The sequence below is a fragment of the Phaeobacter porticola genome (assembly GCF_001888185.1).
Lineage (GTDB): Bacteria > Pseudomonadota > Alphaproteobacteria > Rhodobacterales > Rhodobacteraceae > Phaeobacter > Phaeobacter porticola.
Map to the genome: position 1 here is coordinate 2,771,429 of NZ_CP016364.1, position 19,754 is coordinate 2,791,182.

Below are 19,754 nucleotides of genomic sequence, written 5' to 3' on the forward strand. Positions count from 1 at the left end.
CCCTATGATGCCCTCAAACACGAAACATAAGGACGATGATCATGCGTGTATACTATGACCGCGACTGCGACGTTAACCTGATCAAGGACAAGAAAGTGGCTATCCTGGGCTACGGCTCTCAGGGTCACGCCCACGCGCTGAACCTGCGCGATTCCGGCGCCAAGAACCTTGTTGTTGCGCTGCGCGAAGGCTCTGCCTCTGCCAAGAAAGCCGAAGGCGAAGGTCTTCAGGTCATGGGTATCGCCGAAGCCGCAGCCTGGTGTGACGTGATCATGTTCACCATGCCCGACGAACTGCAGGCCGAAACCTACAAGAAATACGTCCATGACAACATCAAGCCGGGCGCTGCGATTGCATTCGCCCACGGCCTGAACGTGCACTTTGGCCTGATTGAGCCGAAAGAAGGCGTTGACGTCATCATGATGGCCCCCAAAGGTCCTGGTCACACCGTACGCGGCGAATACACCAAAGGCGGCGGCGTGCCCTGCCTCGTGGCTGTTAACACCGACGCCACCGGCAAAGCGCTGGAAATCGGCCTGTCCTATTGCTCCGCCATCGGTGGCGGCCGCTCCGGCATCATCGAGACCAACTTCCGCGAAGAATGCGAAACCGATCTCTTTGGCGAGCAGGCCGTTCTGTGCGGTGGCATTGTTGAGCTGATCCGCTGCGGTTTTGAGACCCTGGTCGAAGCAGGCTACGCGCCTGAAATGGCCTATTTCGAATGCCTTCACGAAACCAAGCTGATCGTTGACCTGATCTACGAAGGCGGTATCGCCAACATGGATTACTCGATCTCCAACACCGCAGAATACGGCCAGTACGTCACCGGCCCGCGCATCCTGCCCTACGAGCAGACCAAGAAAGCCATGAAAGACGTCCTGACAGACATCCAGCAGGGCAAGTTCGTGCGCGACTTCATGCTGGAAAACGCTGTGGGCCAGCCCACAATCAAAGCGTCGCGTCGTGCCAACGACGAGCACCAGATCGAAGTGGTCGGCGGCAAGCTGCGCGATATGATGCCTTGGATCTCGGCTGGCAAAATGGTCGACAAAGAGAAAAACTAAGGCGCTTAGACTGGGGCGGCTAATCCGGCCACCCCAACCTTCGACAGCAGATTAAAGACGCGCCTCTCTGGCGCGTCTTTTTACGTTGAACAAACGCCGCACAGAGCCTGCGATATAGCTCTATGGCAGCGCTTACACTAAAGTTGCCGCATGCACCGTGCCGTAAACACACAACACCCTGAGATGATGGCCTTGGCCGAGCGCTACCGGCGGTTTGCTCGCATCGAAGCACATGGCGTGTCCCCTACCTATGCTTGGCTGGCAGAGACAATTGCCTCTTCGTCCCTCTGTCTCGATTTTCTAGTGCAACTGCCCGCACACAAGCGCCAACCTAACCTGTTTCTGGCCGCCCTTCGCAGCATCGACAACCTACCGACCTCGCCCGCAGAGCTGGACGCGCAATTAGAAGACCACGGTATCGCCATCGCAAGCCTGATGATGCAGCGAATGACGCAGACCAACGAACCCGGACGATGTGCGACTTTGCTTCCCTCCTTTGCCGGGATCGACGGGCCAATTGCCCTGCTGGAAATCGGCGCTTCCGCGGGTCTCTGCCTGCAACCCGACGCATATGGCTATGATTGGGGCACGGCGACGCTGCAACCCCTTGGTAACAATGCTGATGCGGCTCCCGTTTTTCACTGTCATGTGACAGGCAGCACACCGCTGCCAAAGGCACAACCCCAGGTGGTCTGGCGGGCTGGCCTTGACTGCAACCCGCTGGATGTCCGCTGTGAAAGCGACATGTCCTGGTTGCGGACGCTCGTCTGGCCAGAGCAAACAGAACGTCTTGCCAATCTCAATGCCGCGATCAACGTGGCCAGGCGCAAGCATCTGCACATCCACAAAGGAGATTTACGCCACGACCTCGCTGACCTGATGGCAGAGGCGCCGCGCGATGCAACTTTGGTGGTGTTTCACAGCGCCGTACTGACCTATGTTTCAGGCCAACGCGACCGCGAAGCGTTTGCCGATCAGATGCAGGCCTCGCAGGCCGTGTGGTTGAGCAACGAGAGCGCGCGCGTATTCCCACAATTTTCGCCACAGACCGGACAATCCCGAGATCACCTATTCCTACTGACGCAGAATGGCGTACCCGAGGCTTGGACCGGCCCCCATGGGCAGTCGCTCGATTGGGTCGCCCAATAGCCGCGATGCCGGTATGATCCACCGCGGGTATCACTTAGGCGTCAAAGGCCGCAATGTTTCGATAGATAACAAAGCAATTGCCATTGACCCAACGCGCGCGGCGGGGTCATGTCGCGCGGTGAACCGGCGGAGGACCCCATGCCCGACATCGCACCGCGCTACTGGCTGATGATCGCCATCCTTGGCTTGGTCTGGGGTGGGACATTCCTGCTGATCAAGCTTGCGCTAGAGGGCACAACACCCTTCTGGCTGGCGGCCAGCCGCATTGGGTTTGCGGCACTGCTGCTCAGCGCAATCTGGGGCGCGCGCGGGTTCAAGCTGTTCAAAGGCCAGACAAATTGGCCGTCGCTGATCGTCATTGGCATTCTCAGCACGTCACTGCCCTTCATGCTGATCTCTTGGGGGCAGCAGCATGTCTCGTCTGGCTTCACCGGCGTCAGCATGGCGGCGATCCCGCTGATGGTGCTGCCCTTGGCACATGTCTTCATCCCCGGAGAGCAATTGACCCTGCGTCGCCTTATCGGATTTGTCATCGGCTTTGCCGGGGTCGCGGTCCTGCTCGGCAGCAAGGCATTTGAAAGCAGCGGCGCCGCATTAGAGGCCTATGGCCGTGCCGCCTGCCTGGCGGCTGCGGCCTGTTATTCGATCAGCTCCATCCTGACCCGCCGCCTGCCACCAGCAGACCCATTGGGATTGGCCGCGATCATGCTGGTAATCGGCTCTGCCGTGATCATACCCACGGCCTGGCTCGCCGAAGGACCCTTGGTTATTCCGGACAACCGCACTCTTATGATTGCAGCGGTTTTGGGTCTGATCCCAACCGCTGCCGCCAATCTGCTGCGCGTTATCGTCGTCCGTGAAGCCGGGCCAACCTTCATGACCCTGACCAACTACCAGGTTCCCATCTGGGCCGTTGTTCTGGGGGCGATTTTCCTGGGCGAGGACCTGCCGCCGTCTATGATGCTGGCGATGCTGCTGATCCTCGGCGGCCTGTGCATCAGTCAGCTTGGCGCGTTGCGGCGGCTGTTTGCTGGCGTGCGCAACGGGTAGACCTGCGACAAAAGCATACCCGCCGCCGATGCAGGCCGCAGGTTGGTTTTACCGCTCCAGATACCAGGGGCGACGCCGGGTTATTCAGCGACAGCCGCCTCAACTGCAGCAACCACACGGTCCACCGCATCGGTCAGCACGGCGGCGTCTTCGCATTCCGCCATGACCCTAACCAGCGGTTCAGTGCCTGATTTTCGGATCAATAGGCGCCCCTGCCCGGCCAGAGATGTCTCTGCCGCCTTGATCGCATTCTGCACCTGATCAGTCTCCAGCGGTGCTTGCCCAGCCGCAAAGCGCACATTTTTCAGAAGCTGAGGCACCGGGGCGAATTGCTGCGACAGCTGCGAGGCCGGCCTGTCCGAGCGGATCATTTCGGCAAGAAAATGCAGCCCCGCCATCAGCCCATCGCCGGTTGTGGCATAATCCGACATCACGATATGGCCGGATTGCTCGCCGCCCAGATTGAACCCACCTTCGCGCATCCGCTCGACCACATAACGGTCACCGACGGCGGTCCGCTCCAGACCGATGCCGCGCGCATCAAGATGACGCTCTAGCCCGAGGTTCGACATAACCGTTGCCACCAGCGCATTGCCTGCCAGCAGACCGTCCTCGGCCCAGCGGGTCGCCAGCAGCGCCATCAGCTGATCGCCGTCGGCCACCCTGCCAGTTTCATCAATAATGATCACCCGGTCCGCATCACCGTCCAGACAGATGCCGACATGGGCCCCATGGGCCACCACTGTTTCAGCAGCGGTCCCCGGCTGTGTAGAACCGCAATCGCGATTGATATTGGTCCCATCAGGCGAGACGCCCACCGCAATGACATCGGCTCCCAATTCCCAAAGGATCTCTGGCGCGGCACGGTGGGCAGCGCCATTGGCGCAGTCGATCACCACTTTTAGCCCATCCAGGCGGATATCGCGGGGCAACGAACTTTTGACACGTTCACCATAGCGGAACCGCGCATCGTCGATCCGTTTGGCACGCCCGATGTTCTGCGCTTGCGCAGGCTCAACGCCCGCTTCAATCAGCGCCTCCAGCTCCATCTCGACAGTGTCGGACAGCTTGAACCCATCGGGGCCAAAGAATTTGATCCCATTGTCCGCCGCCGGATTGTGGCTGGCAGAGATCATCACCCCCAGGTCCGCCCGCATCGACCGTGTCATCAGGCCTACCGCCGGCGTCGGCACAGGGCCAAGCAACAGCACGTTCATACCCGTCGAGGTAAGCCCCGCCGTCAGTGCGCTTTCAAACATATACCCCGATAGGCGTGTGTCCTTGCCGATCACCACGCGGTGCACACCCGATGCGTCGCGGCGGAAATACCGGCCTACGGCCGCGCCGATACGCAGCGCCATATCTGCGGTCATGGGATGAGTATTGGCAGTGCCACGCACCCCATCGGTGCCAAAAAATTTGCGCATATCGGCCCTTTCGGTCGGGTTCTTATCTGACGGATTGCCACAGGCGAACCGCCTGCGCCGTCTCGGCAACATCATGCACCCGCAGGAATTGCACGCCTTGGGCCAATGCTGCAAGCCCTACTGCAATGGACCCCGGTGCACGGGCGGCAACATCCGGCGCATGGCCGATTTTCCCGATGAACCCTTTGCGCGAAACACCCAAAAGGATCGGACAGCCTAGCCCGTGAAATAAGCTGAGATTGCGCAATAGAACCAGATTATGCTCCAGCGTCTTGCCAAAACCGATGCCCGGATCAACCACGATCTGCTCACGTACCACACCAGTGTCTTCCAACCGGTCGATCTGCGTGCTCAGAAAATCATAGATATCCAGCAGTACATCTGCGTACTGCGGGTTTTCCTGCATGGTTTCAGGATCGCCCTGCGCATGCATAATGCACGCGGGCACTCCGGCCTGCGCGGTCAACGGTGCCAGCGCTGGATCAAAGGTGAAGCCGGACACATCATTGGTCAGGCTTGCACCAGCCTCCAGCGCCTCTGCCAGCACCACAGCCTTGCGGGTATCGATGGAAATCGGCACCTCCGACTTGGCCCGGATCGCGGCGATCACCGGCGCGGTGCGACGGATCTCCTCCTCCTCCGGCACGAGGGCGGCACCCGGACGGGTGGATTCGCCGCCGACATCAATGATGCTGGCCCCATCTGCCACCATCTGAAGCGCGGTATCGCAGGCAACGCTGACATCATTATGCTGACCACCATCAGAGAAACTGTCTGGCGTCACATTCAGGATACCCATGATCTGCGGCTGGGTCATGTCGAGACCTGCAATCGTAGCGCGACGGGCGGTCAGGCGATGCCGCACATGTTCGGGCAGCAGACCGGCAGGCATCACCCGCGGTGGGGCACCCCGCTCCAGGACTTCAACTTCGGTAAACCAGAGTGCGCCGCTGATCAGAGGCATCGCCCCCTCGGGACGGGCATCGCCATGTTGAACAAGCGGTCGGTAATAACTCACAGTTGCGTCTGCTCCACAGCCACGGCGCGCAAAGGCACCCCCGGATTTTCGGGCAGTGCCGCACCAATCACAATCATCTCACCGGCCTCAAACGTACCAGCAAACCACGCCGCCAGAGCCACGGCTTCGGACGGTGGCGCCGAGGGGCCATCTACCGCATCCAAAACGATTTTTGACGGCGCCCAAACGCAAATCTGCCCGTTTTTCATGGCCCAGTCCAGCTCTGTTCGCGTCGACACGACAACACAGCGGTCATCCTTTGCAGCCAGCCGCCATGCGTTCTGTTCGATGGACAAAAGATCAATCCGCCGCTGGGTCCATTTATGGCCCGTCTGCGGGGTTGCCATATCGTGTGCGCCAACACAAAGAATCAGCGGACGCTGACGGCATTGCATCTGATCGATCCAGGCCGCGAGGTTGTCACCGTCAATCGCCGCGTTGGAGAGGTACATCAGCCGTGGGTGCGGGCGCTCTTCGCTGTCCACATCGCTGGCAACCTGATCACGTGCGCGCACGATTTCGACGCCCAGCGCCCCCGGACCGCGATCCAGCTTTTCGATACGCACAAAGGCCCGCACGGCCTGCGGTTCCAGCAGGATACGCTCGGCGATACGCTCAGCCAGAGTTTCCAGAAGGTTCAGCCGCTCTTCCGATAGCTCATGCGCGATGGCCTCGCTCACACGGTCATAAGAGAGAATGCGATCCACATCATCATCCAGATCCGCAGGCAACGGAGCGATCTCGACCACAACATTAAAACAGATTCGCTGGGTGGTGCCACGCTCAGCCTGAAACGCGCCAATCTCCACCTCGACGATGTGGTCACGCAGGGAAATTCGGTCTAGCGTCCCTCGTGTGGCGGTGGCTTCCGACCGTTCTGACGGGTGCGCAAAGGCGAGACGAATTTCTGAAGACATAACGGTGGGGCCCCTGGACTGGCGGTTTGGCGGTGAGGTTCCAGCATAAATCTACGACGGCCGGATAACAGGCTTCCATGCGCCATACCAGTGGCCGAAAGCGGCGCTGACGGGCTTTCCTTGCCCGCCGCAGCCGCATCCTGCAACCCTCAGTTGTTCAACGCAGTCCGGAAACGATCATCACGATAGAACAGATGTACACCGATCCGCGCAGTCTTGGTAAAGCTCTTGCTCCAGCGCGGGCGCACGGCGGTGGTGTGATAATAGGTTGCCCCATCGGTGATGCCAGTTGTGGCGCCATCCATCACCAGGCGCGCAACTTTCGACACCCGTTCAAAAGCGGTCTTCTCACGGATCACTTCCTTATGACCATCGCAGGTATAGGTAAACTGGCATTGGTATTTGCGCCCGGTTCCCTGATTGATCACCCCGCACAGACTGTTGGGAAACTGCGCAGATTTCACACGGTTCATGATCACTTCGGCTACGGCAAACTGCCCCTTGACCGTCTCGCCACGTGCCTCAAAGTAGAGCGCCTCAGCCAGACAGGCAAAATTGTCGCCTCCCTTTGCAGCCGGAATCGTATCCAGCCAGCCTCGGGTGTATTTCACTTCGGTCGGCTTGGCCTTCTTGGCCGCACGATTGAAATTGAAAAAATGGTTCAAACGCCCGGTCGGTACGGCGTTCAATGTGGATTGTTCACGTTTGAACAAAGCGTCCAATCCGGAATCCGCATATACAACTTTGGCTGCCGCGAACACGGCAGCAAACACGGCAGCTACTGTCAAAATCTTCATTAGGGTATCCCCACTAGACAAGGTCGCGCACGGCCATCCCAACGTCACGCGATCGCACCTCCTAGTCGAAATCCCTGAAAACGTCCAGCGACAGGAGCGCGCACCCTGTGCACCCCTGGACAAGCGTCAAATCGCCCCTTCTCTTCGATCCCGTGAAACCCCCTTGTTTTCCTTAGGGTTTTACGGATTGGTGCGGTGAATCTCCGGTTTGGCTGGAAATCGCCAACTGCGCCGCAGCAAGCCGTGCGACGGGAACCCGAAACGGGGAACAGGAGACGTAATCGAACCCTGCCTCGCGACAAAACGCAATCGATTCGGGGTTGCCGCCATGCTCTCCGCAAATCGACAGAGTGATATCCGGGTTCTCCGCCCGGCCACGCTGAACACCCAGTTTCAGCAACTCCCCCACCCCGTCAGTATCCAGCACATGAAACGGATCTTCGGGAAAGACGCCTTGGTTGACATAGGCCGACATGAACCGGCCCGCATCGTCCCGCGACAATCCATAGGTCATCTGGGTCAGGTCATTGGTGCCGAAGCTGAGAAAGGAGGTATGGGGAGAAATCTCACCGGCGCGCAACGCAGCACGCGGTGTTTCGACCATGACGCCCAGACGATAAGTGAAATCCTCGCCGCGTTCGGCCTTCACCGCCAGAGCCACTGCATCAATACGGGCCTTGACCAGTTCCACCTCGCGTGCGGCCGACACCAGCGGGATCATGATCTCCGGCACCACCGGTGCACCCTCCTTGGAGGCGTCAAGCGTCGCCTCAAAGATGGCGCGCGCCTGCATGTCGTAGATCTCCGGCACAGTAACCCCCAGCCGAACGCCGCGCAGGCCGAGCATGGGGTTATATTCCTCCATCTCTTCAACCCGCCGAGTCACATCACTCACCGGGATGCCCAGCGCCTCTGACAACTCGCGCTGCCCGGTTGTGGAGGTCGGCAGAAATTCATGCAGCGGCGGGTCAAACAGCCGGATACAGACCGGCAACCCTTCCATGATGCGGAACAGCGCCTGAAAATCCTCGCGTTGTATTGGCAACAGCCGCGCCAGCACCGCCGCACGGCCATCCGAAGTTTCGGCAAAAATCATCTCGCGCATGACCGTTAACCGGCCGGGATCAAAGAACATATGCTCCGTCCGGCACAGTCCGATCCCCTGCGCGTTGAATTTACGCGCGGTCATGGCATCCTCGGGGGTGTCGGCATTGGCCCGAATATCAATGTCACGCACCGCATCTGCCCAGGTCAAAAGAGTCTGAAACGCGCCATCCTCAGCTGCTTCCATCATGTCCGGTTCGCCTGCCAGCACCTGACCGCTGCTGCCATCTATGGTGAGGATATCACCGCGGGTGAACAGGCGGCCATCGCCCGCCACCAGCTGCTTGCGCCGGGTGTGAAACTTCAAATTCGACGCCCCCACAATGCAGGGCAGCCCCAACCCCCGGCCAATCACCGCCGCATGGCTGGTGATACCGCCACGTTCCGTCAGAACCGCGGCGGCGGCATGCATACCGCGCACATCCTCGGGCGAGGTTTCGCGCCGCACCAGAATGCACGGCTCGCCGCGCGCGGCGCTGGCCTGTGCTTCGGCAGCGGTGAACACCAAACGGCCCGTCGCAGCACCAGGACTGGCAGCGATACCGCTGCCGATGACGTCGCGAGTTGCGCCGGGTGCCACCTGCCGGTGTAACAGCTCGGTCAGGATACGGGCGTCCACCCGCATTACCGCCTCTTGGCACGCAATGATACCATCCTCAGCCAGCGCCACCGCAATCCGCACCGCTGCCTGCGCCGAGCGGGTGACGCGCACCCCATCAAGAAGATGCACCGCCCCGCTTTCGATCACAAATTCCACCTGCATTTCCTCGCGCAGACGCTGCCGCATCAACCGCGCATGGGATTTCAGGTCGGCAAAGGCTTCCGGCGCCGATTCCTCCAGTGACGGCCCACGCGGATCCCGCTCCAGGTAAAGCGCCTCCGCACCCGCCCCCAGCGCATCACGCCCCTGGCTCTGGCTCAGGTAGCGCCCGGTGATCTGCGGCTGCCCGGTCTTGGTATTGACCAGCTGCAACACGCCCGAGCCGCATTCGCCCTGGCCAAAGCCGGGCACCATTTCCTGCACCACCAGCCCCAGCCCCGCATCCGCAGGCGCGCCCTTGGCCTGCCGCAACAGCCGGGCCGAGGTGCCTTCCCAGGCCCGCGCCATCGAACGCAGCACCGCCGCCAACTGTTCCGCCGGATCCTGCGGAAACGGCTCGTCGGTCTCGGCCTCATAGGCGTGCAGAACCTCGCTCAGCGCATCCGGGCCACCGTCTTCGACATCATCGAACACATCCGGGTCCAGCCGCGCCACATGCACGGCATAAGATTGCACAAACCGCAGATACAGCGCCGCCGCCCCATCGCGCCCCAGACTATCGCACAGGTCAACATACCGCGCGTCATTCATGCCGATGTTCAGGATCGCGCCGGGGCCGCCCCAATCAGGATCCTGCGACGATGGCCGCACACACAACAGCGCATCCGCCGGAAACGCCTCAACAATCGCTGCCATATCCGGCATCTCGCCCTGGGCAATACCATGCACCGCCTGAAACGACAGCGCCACGGTGCGCGGCACCGGCAGATCCAGTCGCACCAAACGCTGCAGACATTTCGCCCGTCCACCATGGGTGTGGTTGGCAATCGGCGCCACCGGCGTGATCAGCACGGAATCCGGCGTCTCATCGCGGGTGGGGCCTCCCATGTCTTGATCATGTTTCTGCACTGCGGCACCTTTCCTTTGCTATGCAGCATAGCCCTGTCGCCCGTTCCCGCAAGGAAAAGCACGTGGACAAAAAGGAGAAAACCGGGACGACCCTGCGATCGCCCCGGTTTCCAGATGTTTGCTGCCACGGGCTGCGCGGCTAAGTCGCGCCCCGTGGGGGAGATCAGCCTTCGATCCGGGTCAGATCGGCGACCTGACCGCAGACTTTGCGGATCTGGCTCAGCAGGTTCAGACGGTTGCGGCGCACCACCTCATTGTCAGAATTGACCTGCACCGCCTCAAAAAACGCATCCACGGGCGCGCGCAATGCGGCCATGCTGCCCATGGCAGCCGCGAAATCTTCGGCCCCGATGGCCGAAGAGATCGCCCCCTCGCTACTCGCCAACGCATCAAACAGGGCAATCTCGCTGTCATCCTCAGCGAATTTCTTGTCCGCGCCATAGGAATACTCGACCCCATCCTTCTCCTCGGCCTGCGCCAGAATATTGTTGGCCCGCTTGAAGCCCTGCAACAGGTTGGGGCCGTCGTCAGACGCCATGAAATCCTCCAGCGCACGCGCCCGTTTCACCAGCAGCGTCAGGTCATCATTGCCGTCCATCGCGATGCAGGCGTCGATCACGTCATGGCGGATACCCTGATCACGCAGGAAGACCTTGAGGCGGTCGTGGAAGAAGGAGAGGAGGTTAGGCAACCCAAACACTTCATTGAAAAAGTGCATGATAGAAACTACGCGCTTCAGCTCGTTGGATTGATCATCATCCAATCCAAGCTCCGCATACAACGCTCTTTCCCTCGAAGCACTTCCAGCCAAATCCCCTTCATGAATTTTGGAGTACTTCTCTCTAATGCGTTCTACGTCGACTTCCTTGATCCTCAGTGCTTTCGCAACTTCTTTGTCATGCGCGAAACCATCTGCAATACTTAATGTCGTTTGCTCATACATATGCGCTGCGAACCCCCAACGAAGCGCATCGTTCATATTGAGTTTCTTTTCATTCCCCAGCACCAGCCGGATCACCCCCAGCGCGGCGCGGCGCAAGGCGAAGGGGTCTTTTGACCCGGTCGGCTTTTCATCAATCGCCCAAAACCCAGTCAGCGTGTCCAGCTTGTCCGCCAGCGCCACAGCAACCGACACCGGCTCTGTCGGCACATCATCCGACGGGCCAAGCGGTGAGTAATGCGCTTCGCAGGCATTGGCGACGTCCTGTGGCAGGCCAGCCGCCTCCGCGTAGTAGCGGCCTATCAGGCCCTGCAACTCAGGGAACTCATAGACCATTTCGGAGCTGAGGTCGGCCTTGGCAACCCGTGCGGCCTGCTCTGCCAGATCGGCATCCGCGCCGACGACCGGCGCAATCTCGCGCGCCAGCGCGGCGATGCGGTCAATCCGTGCCGCCTGCGTGCCCAGCTTGTTGTGGAAGGTGACATTGCCCAGCTTCGCCACCCAAGGCTCAAACCCGTGTTCGGTGACCGTGCGCAGATCATTCTCCCAGAAGAACTTGGCATCGGCCAGACGCGCCGACAGCACCTTTTGATTGCCCGCAAGAATGGTCGCGCCATTGTCGGCGGTCTCACGGTTGGCGACGGTGATAAATTTCTCAATCCGCCCGGTCTTGGGATTGCGCACGGAGAAGAATTTCTGGTGTTCCTTCATCGAGGTCTGCAAAACCTCCGGCGGCAGGGCCAGAAACTCATCATCGATGGCACCCATCAGCACCACCGGCCATTCCACCAGACCGGCGACCTCCGCCAGTAGCCCCTTGTCCTCGACCACCTCCAGACCGCTGGCAAAGGCCTGATTGGTGGCCTCCTGCCAGATCGCCGCTTCCCGCTCCGCCGGGTCCAGCACCACATGGGCGCGCTTCAGCTTGGCGGCGTAATCGTCAAACCCGGTGACCGTGATCTGATCGGGCGCCATGAAACGGTGGCCGTAGGTGGTGTTGCCCGAGGCAATGCCGTCGATATCCAGCGGCACAACCTCAGCACCGTCTTCCTTGGACAGGATACAGAGGATCGACTGCAACGGACGCACCCAGCGCAAGCTGCCGGTGCCCCAGCGCATGGATTTCGACCAGGGGAAATTGCGGATGGTATCTTCCAGCACCTCGGCAATGATCTCTGCCGCCGGGCGGCCCGGCTTTTCGATGGTGGCGAAATAGACCGCCCCCTTCGGCGTGTCGCGCTCCTCCAGCTGATCACGGGTCAGGCCAGCCCCGCGCAGGAAACCTTCGATCGCCTTGTCCGGCGCGCCCACTTTCGGCCCTTTGCGCTCTTCGCGCACGGTTGGGGAATGCTCCAGCAGCCCCTCCATGGCCAGCGTCAGACGGCGCGGCGTCGACAGCGCGTGAGCGCCCGCATAGGTCAGACCCGCCTCGACCAGACCATCGGTCATACGCTTTTTCAGATCCTCAGCCGCACGCGCTTGCATACGGGCCGGGATTTCTTCGGAAAAGAGTTCAATCAGCAGATCGGGCATCGGGTGTCCTCAGAAATTCACAATCGCCTGGATGACGATGGCATTGGCGATATCAACAAAGAAGGCGGATACAAGGGGGAGCACAACAAAAGCAATAGGCGACGGCCCATAGCGTTTGGTCACGGCTGTCATATTGGCAATGGCCGTTGGGGTAGCGCCCAGCGCAAAGCCGCCAAAGCCGGCGGCCAACACAGCGGCGCGATAGCCCCGCCCCAAGAGCGGAAACAGCACGAACAGGACGAAGGCGACAGTGAACACGGTCTGCGCCAGCATAATCACTGCAATCGCCAGGCCCAGGCTGGAGAGTGTCCACAACTGCAGGCTCATCAGCGACATGGCGAGGAAGGCCCCGAGCGAGAACTCGGATATCAGCGCCAGCGCAGGTGTGCGCGCCACCAGGGCGGCATTTGGCATCAGAACCGTGCGCAGATTGGCCAGCACGATGCCCGCGATCAGGCAGGGCACAAACAGCGGCAGCTTCAGCCCAGCGGCGTCCAGCGCAAAGGAGGAGAAGTAGCCGATGATAATGGCTACATTCAGATGCAGCATCACCCGCATCAGGGACAGATGATCAATCGCAGGAACATCCGCGGCATCGTGGGCCAGACCCACGGTCGGCTCCTCATTCGGGCGCGCCGGGGTCAGCCCGTGGCGGTTGATCAGGAACCGCGCAACCGGCCCGCCAATCAAGGCCGCCAGCACCAGCCCCAGCGTGGCCACTGCAACGCCCAGCTCTGCCGCGCCAGTCAAACCGGTTTGCGCCGCCACATCCGGCGCCCAAGCAATTGCAGTGCCATGACCGCCAATCAGCGCAGCGGACCCGAACAGCACAGAGACCTGTAGCGGATAGCCAAATAGCAACGCGCCAGCTGCGCCAATCACATTCTGCGCCAGGATCGCAAGAAAGGTCAGGATCAACAGCAGCACCAGCGGGCGACCACCGGCCACCAGATCCGCCAATCGGGCATTCAAGCCAATGCCCGCAAAGAACAGCACCAACAGATAGTCACGCGTCGCCATTTCAAACGTAATCGCCCAACCACCGACACTATAGATGATCATCACGACCACAGCCGCCAACAGCCCACCGCTGACGGGTTCGGGAATATTGAACCGGCGCAAGACCGGGACACGTTCGTTAAGCCGCGCCCCAAGCAGGTAAACAGCAAATCCCAACGTCAGCGAGATAAAGTCCGGTATGTTGATCTGCGCATCCATATCGGGTGAGGGTCAGCCTTTCGCAGCCGGTCGTCTTGTGGGCATCAGCATATGCGGGCTGACAAAACCGTCGTGTCAGAAAAGACCGCACACGTCCGCCATGCGGTCTTTCCTATCAATCTCAGTTATTTTCACCAGCCTCGGGCCGGGGCGGGCATTCCTCGCCCACGACGGTGCCGTCATAGGCTTTCTGGCCGCAATCATTCAGCTCGTGCCAGACATAGCCGCGCCCATCATCGGTGACGGCCACGATCCGGTCTACACCGTACGAGATGTTCTTGGCCGACAAAAAGCTCTGCGCATGCCCATTCGCAAGCGCGGCCCCGATGGCGGCGGCATCAAAGCAGTCAAACCAGCCCGGCGCATTGCGTGGCTCTTTCTGTTCGGACAGGGTGAACACCTGTGCCAGCGCTTCTGGCGTCAGATCCGTGCGGAAACAGGCACGATATCGGATCGGCGAGCTGCCCGCGTCAATAGCCTCAAACCCGCTGTAGCGGATCGGCTTAGCTGTCTCCTCGCCCAGCGGCACCAGCATCACATCTCGGCCCGGTTGCAGCTCCACGTCTTCGTAAAAGCCGTAGATTTGCAGGTAATACATTGCCCCCCCGGCCAAAAGGCCCGAGAGGATAAGGATCAGCGAGAGAAACTTGCCCATGTCAGTGGACTCCTACTGGAAATCAGGCTGGAAACCGGGAGCGGATCAGACCGCGTGACCGCCGGCCTCGGTCAGGACAAAAGCATCGGCGCATTGTTTGGCGAGCGTCCGCACCCGGCCGATATAGGCCTGACGTTCGGTGACCGAAATCACGCCGCGCGCATCCAGCAGGTTAAAGACATGGCTTGCCTTGATGCATTGGTCATAAGCGGGGTGCGCCATGATGATGCGTTTGCCGGTCTTGGGGTCGATGTGCGCCTGCGCCAGAATGGCGGCGCATTCGGCTTCGGCCTCCTCAAAATGACGCAGCAGGACTTCGGTGTTGGCCACGTCAAAGTTCCAGCGCGCGTATTCTTCCTCGGTCTGCTTGAACACATCGCCATAGGTCATCGCGATTGGCGCATCCGGGTCGTTGAACGGCATGTCCATCACGTGATCAACGCCGAGGATATACATCGCCAGACGCTCCAGACCATAGGTCAGCTCGCCCGATACCGGATGGCAATCGTGGCCGCCAACCTGCTGGAAATACGTGAACTGCGAAACTTCCATACCATCGCACCATACTTCCCAGCCCAGCCCCCAGGCGCCCAGCGTCGGGCTTTCCCAGTCGTCCTCGACGAAACGGATATCGTGCATGTCCATATCAACGCCGATCGCTTCCAGCGAGCCGAGATACAGCTCTTGCAGGTTCGGCGGCGAGGGTTTGATCAGCACCTGATACTGGTAGTAGTGCTGCAACCGGTTGGGGTTTTCGCCATAGCGGCCATCGGTCGGACGGCGCGAGGGCTGCACATAGGCCGCGGCCCAGGCCTTGGACCCCAGCGAGCGCAGCGTGGTCGCCGGGTGGAAGGTGCCGGCGCCGACTTCCATGTCATACGGCTGCATCACCGCACAGCCCTTGGCGGCCCAGTAATTCTGGAGCCTCAGAATAATCTCTTGGAATGAGCGCGGGGCGCCTTTGGTGTCGGTCATGTTTCTTCCCTATGGGGGCAGCAAATCCGGGGTTCTTCCTATGCAAGCCCCGGCCTAGGGTCAACGGCGCATCGCAGCGCAGGCCGCTATGGCAACATAGAACAGCGCGCCATTCCCCGTCGATGCGGTCAGTCCCACGCCAAAGCCCGGATTTGGCATCAAACGCGTGGTTTTCCCCCTGCGAACAGGAGTTCCCTTTGCGCTGCGAAAGTGGTTATGTGCGCGCCAACAACAGATCACCCGGATAGAGGCCATTTGATGAAGACTTTGATAGCTACGCTGGCGCTTGCCCTGATGACGTTGGCATCCGCCTTTTCGGGCGTTGTTCATGCCCAGCAATCCTCGCAGGACACCGTCTGGATCCAGGTCGCCGCGCGCGCCTCGCTGCGAGAAGCCCAGGCCGAAGCGCAAAATTTCGCAGCACAGCTGCCGGATGTGTCGGGTTTTGCTCTTGGCGGTGGTTGGTACGGCATTGTGCTTGGCCCCTATGCGCGCACCGACGCAGACCGCGTATTGCAGGTCTACCGCGCCGAAGGTCAGATCCCGCGCGATAGCTTCATCGCCTTTGGCAACAATCTGGGCAATCAGTTCTACCCAACAGCGGCCACTGCAAACACCGAACCGCAGCCAACCGTCGACAGCCCGGTTCTGGAGCCCATTGACCCCGCGGTCGCAACCGAAGCGCCGACCGAACCAGTGCAAACCGCACTGCCCGATGAGACTCCGGCAGAGGCACGCCGCAGCGAATCCCGGCTGACCCGCGATGAACGCAAGGATCTGCAGATCGCGCTCAAGGCGGCCGGGTTCTACACCTCATCCATTGATGGTGCGTTTGGCCGGGGCACCCGCGGGTCGATGTCCGACTGGCAGACCGCGCGTGGCTATGCGCCCACCGGTGTATTGACCACCGCCCAGCGTCAAGCCTTGATGGATGAATACAACGCGCCGCTGATCTCAGTTGGGATGACAGCCGTGACCGACACCAAGGCCGGTATCGCGATGCAGATACCCGCTGCTGAGGTGACGTTTGACCGCTACGAATCTCCCTTCGCGCTTTACAAGAGCAGCGGCGATCTTGGCGCTCAGGTTCTGTTGATCAGCCAACCCGGCAATCAGCGCACGCTGTTTGGCCTCTATGACATCATGCAGACGCTGAAAATTGTGCCGCTGGACGGCCCCCGTCAGCGTAGCGGCAATAGCTTCACTCTTGAGGGGCGCGGCAATGGCATCGTCTCTTACACAGAGGCCCGCCTTGCCAACGGAGAGATCAAAGGCTTCACTCTGGTCTGGCCCATGGGCGACGATGACCGCCGCGCCCGCGTTCTGGCCGCAATGCAAGCCAGCTTTGCCCGCGTTGATGGTGTGCTTGACCCTGCCGCCGGTGCCGATGCACCGCAGAATGTCGATCTGGTCTCCGGTCTCGACGTGCGCAAACCGCGCCTGTCGCGCTCGGGCTTTTATGTCGATGCCAAGGGCAGCGTTGTGACCACTTCTGATGTGGTTGCTGGCTGCGCCCGCGTGACGCTGGATCATGAATATCAGGCCGAGGTTGCCTTTAACGACAGCGCTGCGGGGATTGCCGTGTTGCGCCCGGTTGAGCCGCTCGCTCCAATGGCCGTTGCCAATCTCGCCAGCGCCTCTGCGCGCCTCCAGTCCGATATCGCCGTGTCCGGTTTTTCCTATGAGGGCGTTCTGGGCGCTCCCAGCCTCAGCTGGGGCAGCCTGCAGGATGTGAAGGACCTCAGCGGCAACGCAGGTGTCTCGCGTTTGCAACTGACCAGCCAGCCGGGTGATGCAGGCGGTCCGGTGCTGACCACTGATGGCGCCGTCCAAGGCATGTTGCTGAGCCAGAACATAGGTGCCAACCAGCTGCCCGACGGAGTCAGCTTCGCCGCCAACGCCGATAGCCTGCGCAGTGCTCTGAGCACCGCCGGGGTGACCGCCACAGACGCCAGCGCCGGGGCCACGGCCCTGCCCGTTGGTGCCCTCACCCGTCAGGCCAGCGGTATGACCGTATTGGTCAGCTGCTGGGAGTGATCAGCCGCTGCCACGGCACTCCAAAAATCAACAAAGGCCGGAGCATCTGCTCCGGCCTTTGTCGTATATCCAGATACGCCTGCGCAATGGCGTATGCGGCGTGGATCAATAGGCTTGGATGCGGCCATCCCAACCGTGGAAACAGCCGGTCGTTTCCGTGCTCAGTACATCAAACTCATGCATCAGGCCCGCCACCGATTCCTCGACCGAGATCTCGCCGTCCTGCCCGCCCATATCGGTGCGCACCCAGCCCGGATGATAGATGCCGACAGCGATCCCCTCAGGCAGTAGATCCGTCGCCAGATTGCGCCCGATGCTCAGCGCCGCCGCCTTGGAGGCGCGATAGGCATAGCTGCCGCCGGGCGCGCGGGCGTGGCTCGCCATCTGCGAGGAAATGATGGCGATCTTCGGATCCGCCGCCAACCGCAGGTTCGGCAACAGCGCCTGCACCGTCAGGAAGACACCGGTGACATTGGCCGCCAGCGTCTTGCCCCAAACCTCAGCCGAATAATCCTCCAGCGCCATCGATTTATCGAGATAGACCCCGGCATTGCAGACCAGAAGATCCACCGGACGCCCCTTCAGCTGCGCGGCAAACCGCGCCTGCTGACCGGGATCAGTCACATCCAGTCGCACACCAGAGGAATGATCGCGCGAGGTGCCGGTCACCTCGTGCCCCTCCTCCCGCAGCTTGGCCACCAATTCACGGCCAATGCCCCGGCTGGTTCCTGTCACGACGACATGCATAAACGGTCTTCCTTCAATTGGTTTTTCTATTGGGTCGAAATGGCAAGGGCAGCACCGGTACGCCCTCCTCGATCAGGGCCTTGGCCTCCTCTGGCTTGGCCTCGCCGTGGATCGCCCGCTCTGGCGCATCGCCCAGATGCATGGCCCGTGCTTCACTGGCAAAATCCTTGCCCACGTAATCTGAATTTTTCTCAATTTTGCGACGCATCTCTGCCATCGCTGTCTCCAGCTCTCCCGAAGGAGTGCTCAGCGCGCCGACGCCCGGTTTGGTCGCAGGGGGTGTGGTGTTCACCGCCACAGCAGCACCTGCGGGATTTGATGATGCCTTATCAGCGCTCGGCGGGGTTGAATCAGCCTCCCCCACCGATGACACGGCCGTGCGTCCCGGGCGTACCCGTGGTGCCATAATCGCCTTTTCTACCAGACTGGACCCACATTGCACGCAGGCAACCATTCCCGCCGCTGCCAGCTTATCAAAAGCGGCAGCCGACTGGAACCAGCTGTCAAAGCTGTGCCCGTCTGCGCATTTCAGAGCGTATTGTATCATGGTCACCACTCTTATCAGGAGGGGATGATTAAATCTGCAATCCCCATAAGTTCAAGGGCAGAAGCACCGCCCCGACCAGATCACCCTTATGGAACCCCTTACCGCGGGGCCAGCAGGCGATCCTGCAAGCGCTGCACCAGAACCTCATGCGGTTGATCCGCCGCAACAGCAAGACGGCGCAGACCGAAATGAACCCGCGCCATTTCCTGATAGTAGCCCGCATAGACAAAATTGGTCGTGGCCCCGGCGACGGCCCCCAGAACCGGAACCGTCTGTGTTGCCAGTTTCTGCCCCAGAACCACGCTCAGCCGTGGGGCGATCTGTGCAATCATCTTTTGTAAAGCTCCGCCAGTCAGCCCCAGGCGCAGCGTCAAAAAGCCTAGGTCAGCACCGTCATCCGACGCCAGTGGTCCTGCGGCTGCAAAGACACGGATGCAGTCAAACCGGACATTCTCCGCCTCAGGGTCAAAGCCTTCCTCGGCAGCCACACCCTGAATGCTGCGCAACAGGAATGCGGTGGTGGCGGGCAGCTCGACCAACGCCCCGGGCAAGCCACCCAGACCGCCAGCGGCACCCATGGCGGCACTGACCGCGCGATTCACGCCCGCAGGCTGGTCCGGCACCACGCGCCGCGATCCGTTTGCGCCCTGCATCGCCAGCAAAAGCGCCTGTTGCGTTGCACTGTCCAACCCATTGCGCACCGGTGCGGGCAGCTTGTCCAGCAAGCTGTCTGCGGATCCGCCAAGCAGGTTCAGGATCTGGATGCCCAACCCCCCCGCCGCGCGATAGCGTTTGGCCAGCGTCTCCAGTTCTGCCTCCACGGCAGCCGCGTCCAGTGGTTTTGTCAGCGCAGTATCAGGCGTCAGAGTCTCGGTCATCGCATACCCTCATGTTCATAAAAACATTT

The 19,754-nt window shown here is 60.8% G+C and carries 16 protein-coding genes; 4 read left to right on the forward strand and 12 right to left on the reverse strand.

From position 1 onward, the window contains the following. Positions 1–41: 41 nt before the first annotated feature. From ilvC to PhaeoP97_RS13305, 3 genes are all read left to right on the forward strand, one after another. Complete coding sequence (gene ilvC / locus PhaeoP97_RS13295; RefSeq protein ID WP_072506477.1) at positions 42–1,064, forward strand: ketol-acid reductoisomerase; 1,023 nt, start codon at positions 42–44, stop codon at positions 1,062–1,064. Between the two features lie 150 nt (positions 1,065–1,214). Then, positions 1,215–2,213 carry a DUF2332 domain-containing protein gene (locus tag PhaeoP97_RS13300; RefSeq protein WP_237028941.1) on the forward strand — a complete coding sequence of 333 codons (999 nt, stop codon included), beginning with the start codon at positions 1,215–1,217 and terminating at the stop codon, positions 2,211–2,213. 138 nt (positions 2,214–2,351) lie between these two features. Next, positions 2,352–3,263 carry a DMT family transporter gene (locus PhaeoP97_RS13305; RefSeq protein WP_072506478.1) on the forward strand — a complete coding sequence of 304 codons (912 nt, stop codon included), beginning with the start codon at positions 2,352–2,354 and terminating at the stop codon, positions 3,261–3,263. Between the two features lie 80 nt (positions 3,264–3,343). On the opposite strand, the gene glmM is transcribed toward PhaeoP97_RS13305, so the two are convergent. The 9 genes from glmM to PhaeoP97_RS13350 all read right to left on the reverse strand — a co-directional run bounded on the left by glmM (position 3,344) and on the right by PhaeoP97_RS13350 (position 15,516). Further along, positions 3,344–4,690 carry a phosphoglucosamine mutase gene (gene glmM, locus PhaeoP97_RS13310; RefSeq protein ID WP_072505470.1) on the reverse strand — a complete coding sequence of 449 codons (1,347 nt, stop codon included), beginning with the start codon at positions 4,688–4,690 and terminating at the stop codon, positions 3,344–3,346. A gap of 22 nt (positions 4,691–4,712) precedes the next feature. Then, on the reverse strand, positions 4,713–5,708 hold the full coding sequence (gene folP / locus PhaeoP97_RS13315; RefSeq protein WP_072505471.1) for a dihydropteroate synthase: 996 nt from the start codon (positions 5,706–5,708) through the stop codon (positions 4,713–4,715). Beyond that, on the reverse strand, positions 5,705–6,625 hold the full coding sequence (locus PhaeoP97_RS13320; RefSeq protein ID WP_072505472.1) for a dihydroneopterin aldolase: 921 nt from the start codon (positions 6,623–6,625) through the stop codon (positions 5,705–5,707). Before PhaeoP97_RS13320 ends, folP begins: the two co-directional genes overlap by 4 nt. Before the next feature lie 149 nt (positions 6,626–6,774). Next, positions 6,775–7,422, reverse strand: coding sequence for a cell wall hydrolase (locus PhaeoP97_RS13325; RefSeq protein ID WP_072505473.1), 648 nt, complete (start codon positions 7,420–7,422; stop codon positions 6,775–6,777). Between the two features lie 172 nt (positions 7,423–7,594). Next, entirely contained in the window at positions 7,595–10,174 is a 2,580-nt protein-coding gene (locus tag PhaeoP97_RS13330; RefSeq protein ID WP_072506479.1) for a putative PEP-binding protein, read from the reverse strand. Positions 10,175–10,358: 184 nt separating this feature from the next. Next, on the reverse strand, positions 10,359–12,668 hold the full coding sequence (glyS, locus tag PhaeoP97_RS13335; RefSeq protein ID WP_072505474.1) for a glycine--tRNA ligase subunit beta: 2,310 nt from the start codon (positions 12,666–12,668) through the stop codon (positions 10,359–10,361). A 9-nt stretch (positions 12,669–12,677) separates the two neighbouring features. Then, positions 12,678–13,886 carry a sodium/glutamate symporter gene (gene gltS, locus PhaeoP97_RS13340; protein WP_072505475.1) on the reverse strand — a complete coding sequence of 403 codons (1,209 nt, stop codon included), beginning with the start codon at positions 13,884–13,886 and terminating at the stop codon, positions 12,678–12,680. Between the two features lie 121 nt (positions 13,887–14,007). Beyond that, the gene (locus PhaeoP97_RS13345; protein WP_072505476.1) at positions 14,008–14,541 is read right to left on the reverse strand and encodes a DUF6446 family protein; all 534 of its coding nucleotides are present in this window, start codon (positions 14,539–14,541) and stop codon (positions 14,008–14,010) included. A 45-nt stretch (positions 14,542–14,586) separates the two neighbouring features. Continuing rightward, positions 14,587–15,516 (reverse strand): glycine--tRNA ligase subunit alpha, encoded by a 930-nt coding sequence (locus PhaeoP97_RS13350; RefSeq protein WP_072505477.1) that lies wholly within the window; start codon positions 15,514–15,516, stop codon positions 14,587–14,589. 258 nt (positions 15,517–15,774) lie between these two features. Here PhaeoP97_RS13350 and PhaeoP97_RS13355 point away from each other — a divergent pair, with 258 nt between their 5' ends. Further along, entirely contained in the window at positions 15,775–17,553 is a 1,779-nt protein-coding gene (locus tag PhaeoP97_RS13355) for a trypsin-like peptidase domain-containing protein (protein ID WP_072505478.1), read from the forward strand. A 105-nt stretch (positions 17,554–17,658) separates the two neighbouring features. Here the strand turns inward: PhaeoP97_RS13355 and PhaeoP97_RS13360 are convergent, their stop codons facing one another. The 3 genes from PhaeoP97_RS13360 to PhaeoP97_RS13370 form a co-directional block, all read right to left on the reverse strand. Further along, positions 17,659–18,300: an SDR family oxidoreductase gene (locus PhaeoP97_RS13360; RefSeq protein ID WP_072505479.1), complete on the reverse strand. Its 642-nt coding sequence runs from the start codon at positions 18,298–18,300 to the stop codon at positions 17,659–17,661. A 13-nt stretch (positions 18,301–18,313) separates the two neighbouring features. After that, positions 18,314–18,847 (reverse strand): DUF1178 family protein, encoded by a 534-nt coding sequence (locus PhaeoP97_RS13365; RefSeq protein ID WP_072505480.1) that lies wholly within the window; start codon positions 18,845–18,847, stop codon positions 18,314–18,316. 98 nt (positions 18,848–18,945) lie between these two features. Then, complete coding sequence (locus PhaeoP97_RS13370) at positions 18,946–19,725, reverse strand: EcsC family protein (RefSeq protein ID WP_072505481.1); 780 nt, start codon at positions 19,723–19,725, stop codon at positions 18,946–18,948. Positions 19,726–19,754 lie beyond the last annotated feature (29 nt).

Coding starts and splice junctions, on each gene's coding strand:
- PhaeoP97_RS13330 (WP_072506479.1), bottom strand. CDS start 10,174: ATGGGAGGCCCCACCCGCGATGAGACGCCGGATTCCGTGCTGATCACG.
- PhaeoP97_RS13300 (WP_237028941.1), top strand. CDS start 1,215: ATGCACCGTGCCGTAAACACACAACACCCTGAGATGATGGCCTTGGCC.
- PhaeoP97_RS13305 (WP_072506478.1), top strand. CDS start 2,352: ATGCCCGACATCGCACCGCGCTACTGGCTGATGATCGCCATCCTTGGC.
- PhaeoP97_RS13325 (WP_072505473.1), bottom strand. CDS start 7,422: ATGAAGATTTTGACAGTAGCTGCCGTGTTTGCTGCCGTGTTCGCGGCA.
- PhaeoP97_RS13345 (WP_072505476.1), bottom strand. CDS start 14,541: ATGGGCAAGTTTCTCTCGCTGATCCTTATCCTCTCGGGCCTTTTGGCC.
- PhaeoP97_RS13355 (WP_072505478.1), top strand. CDS start 15,775: ATGAAGACTTTGATAGCTACGCTGGCGCTTGCCCTGATGACGTTGGCA.
- glyS (WP_072505474.1), bottom strand. CDS start 12,668: ATGCCCGATCTGCTGATTGAACTCTTTTCCGAAGAAATCCCGGCCCGT.
- glmM (WP_072505470.1), bottom strand. CDS start 4,690: ATGCGCAAATTTTTTGGCACCGATGGGGTGCGTGGCACTGCCAATACT.
- PhaeoP97_RS13360 (WP_072505479.1), bottom strand. CDS start 18,300: ATGCATGTCGTCGTGACAGGAACCAGCCGGGGCATTGGCCGTGAATTG.
- PhaeoP97_RS13320 (WP_072505472.1), bottom strand. CDS start 6,625: ATGTCTTCAGAAATTCGTCTCGCCTTTGCGCACCCGTCAGAACGGTCG.
- PhaeoP97_RS13350 (WP_072505477.1), bottom strand. CDS start 15,516: ATGACCGACACCAAAGGCGCCCCGCGCTCATTCCAAGAGATTATTCTG.
- gltS (WP_072505475.1), bottom strand. CDS start 13,886: ATGGATGCGCAGATCAACATACCGGACTTTATCTCGCTGACGTTGGGA.
- ilvC (WP_072506477.1), top strand. CDS start 42: ATGCGTGTATACTATGACCGCGACTGCGACGTTAACCTGATCAAGGAC.
- PhaeoP97_RS13365 (WP_072505480.1), bottom strand. CDS start 18,847: ATGATACAATACGCTCTGAAATGCGCAGACGGGCACAGCTTTGACAGC.
- PhaeoP97_RS13370 (WP_072505481.1), bottom strand. CDS start 19,725: ATGACCGAGACTCTGACGCCTGATACTGCGCTGACAAAACCACTGGAC.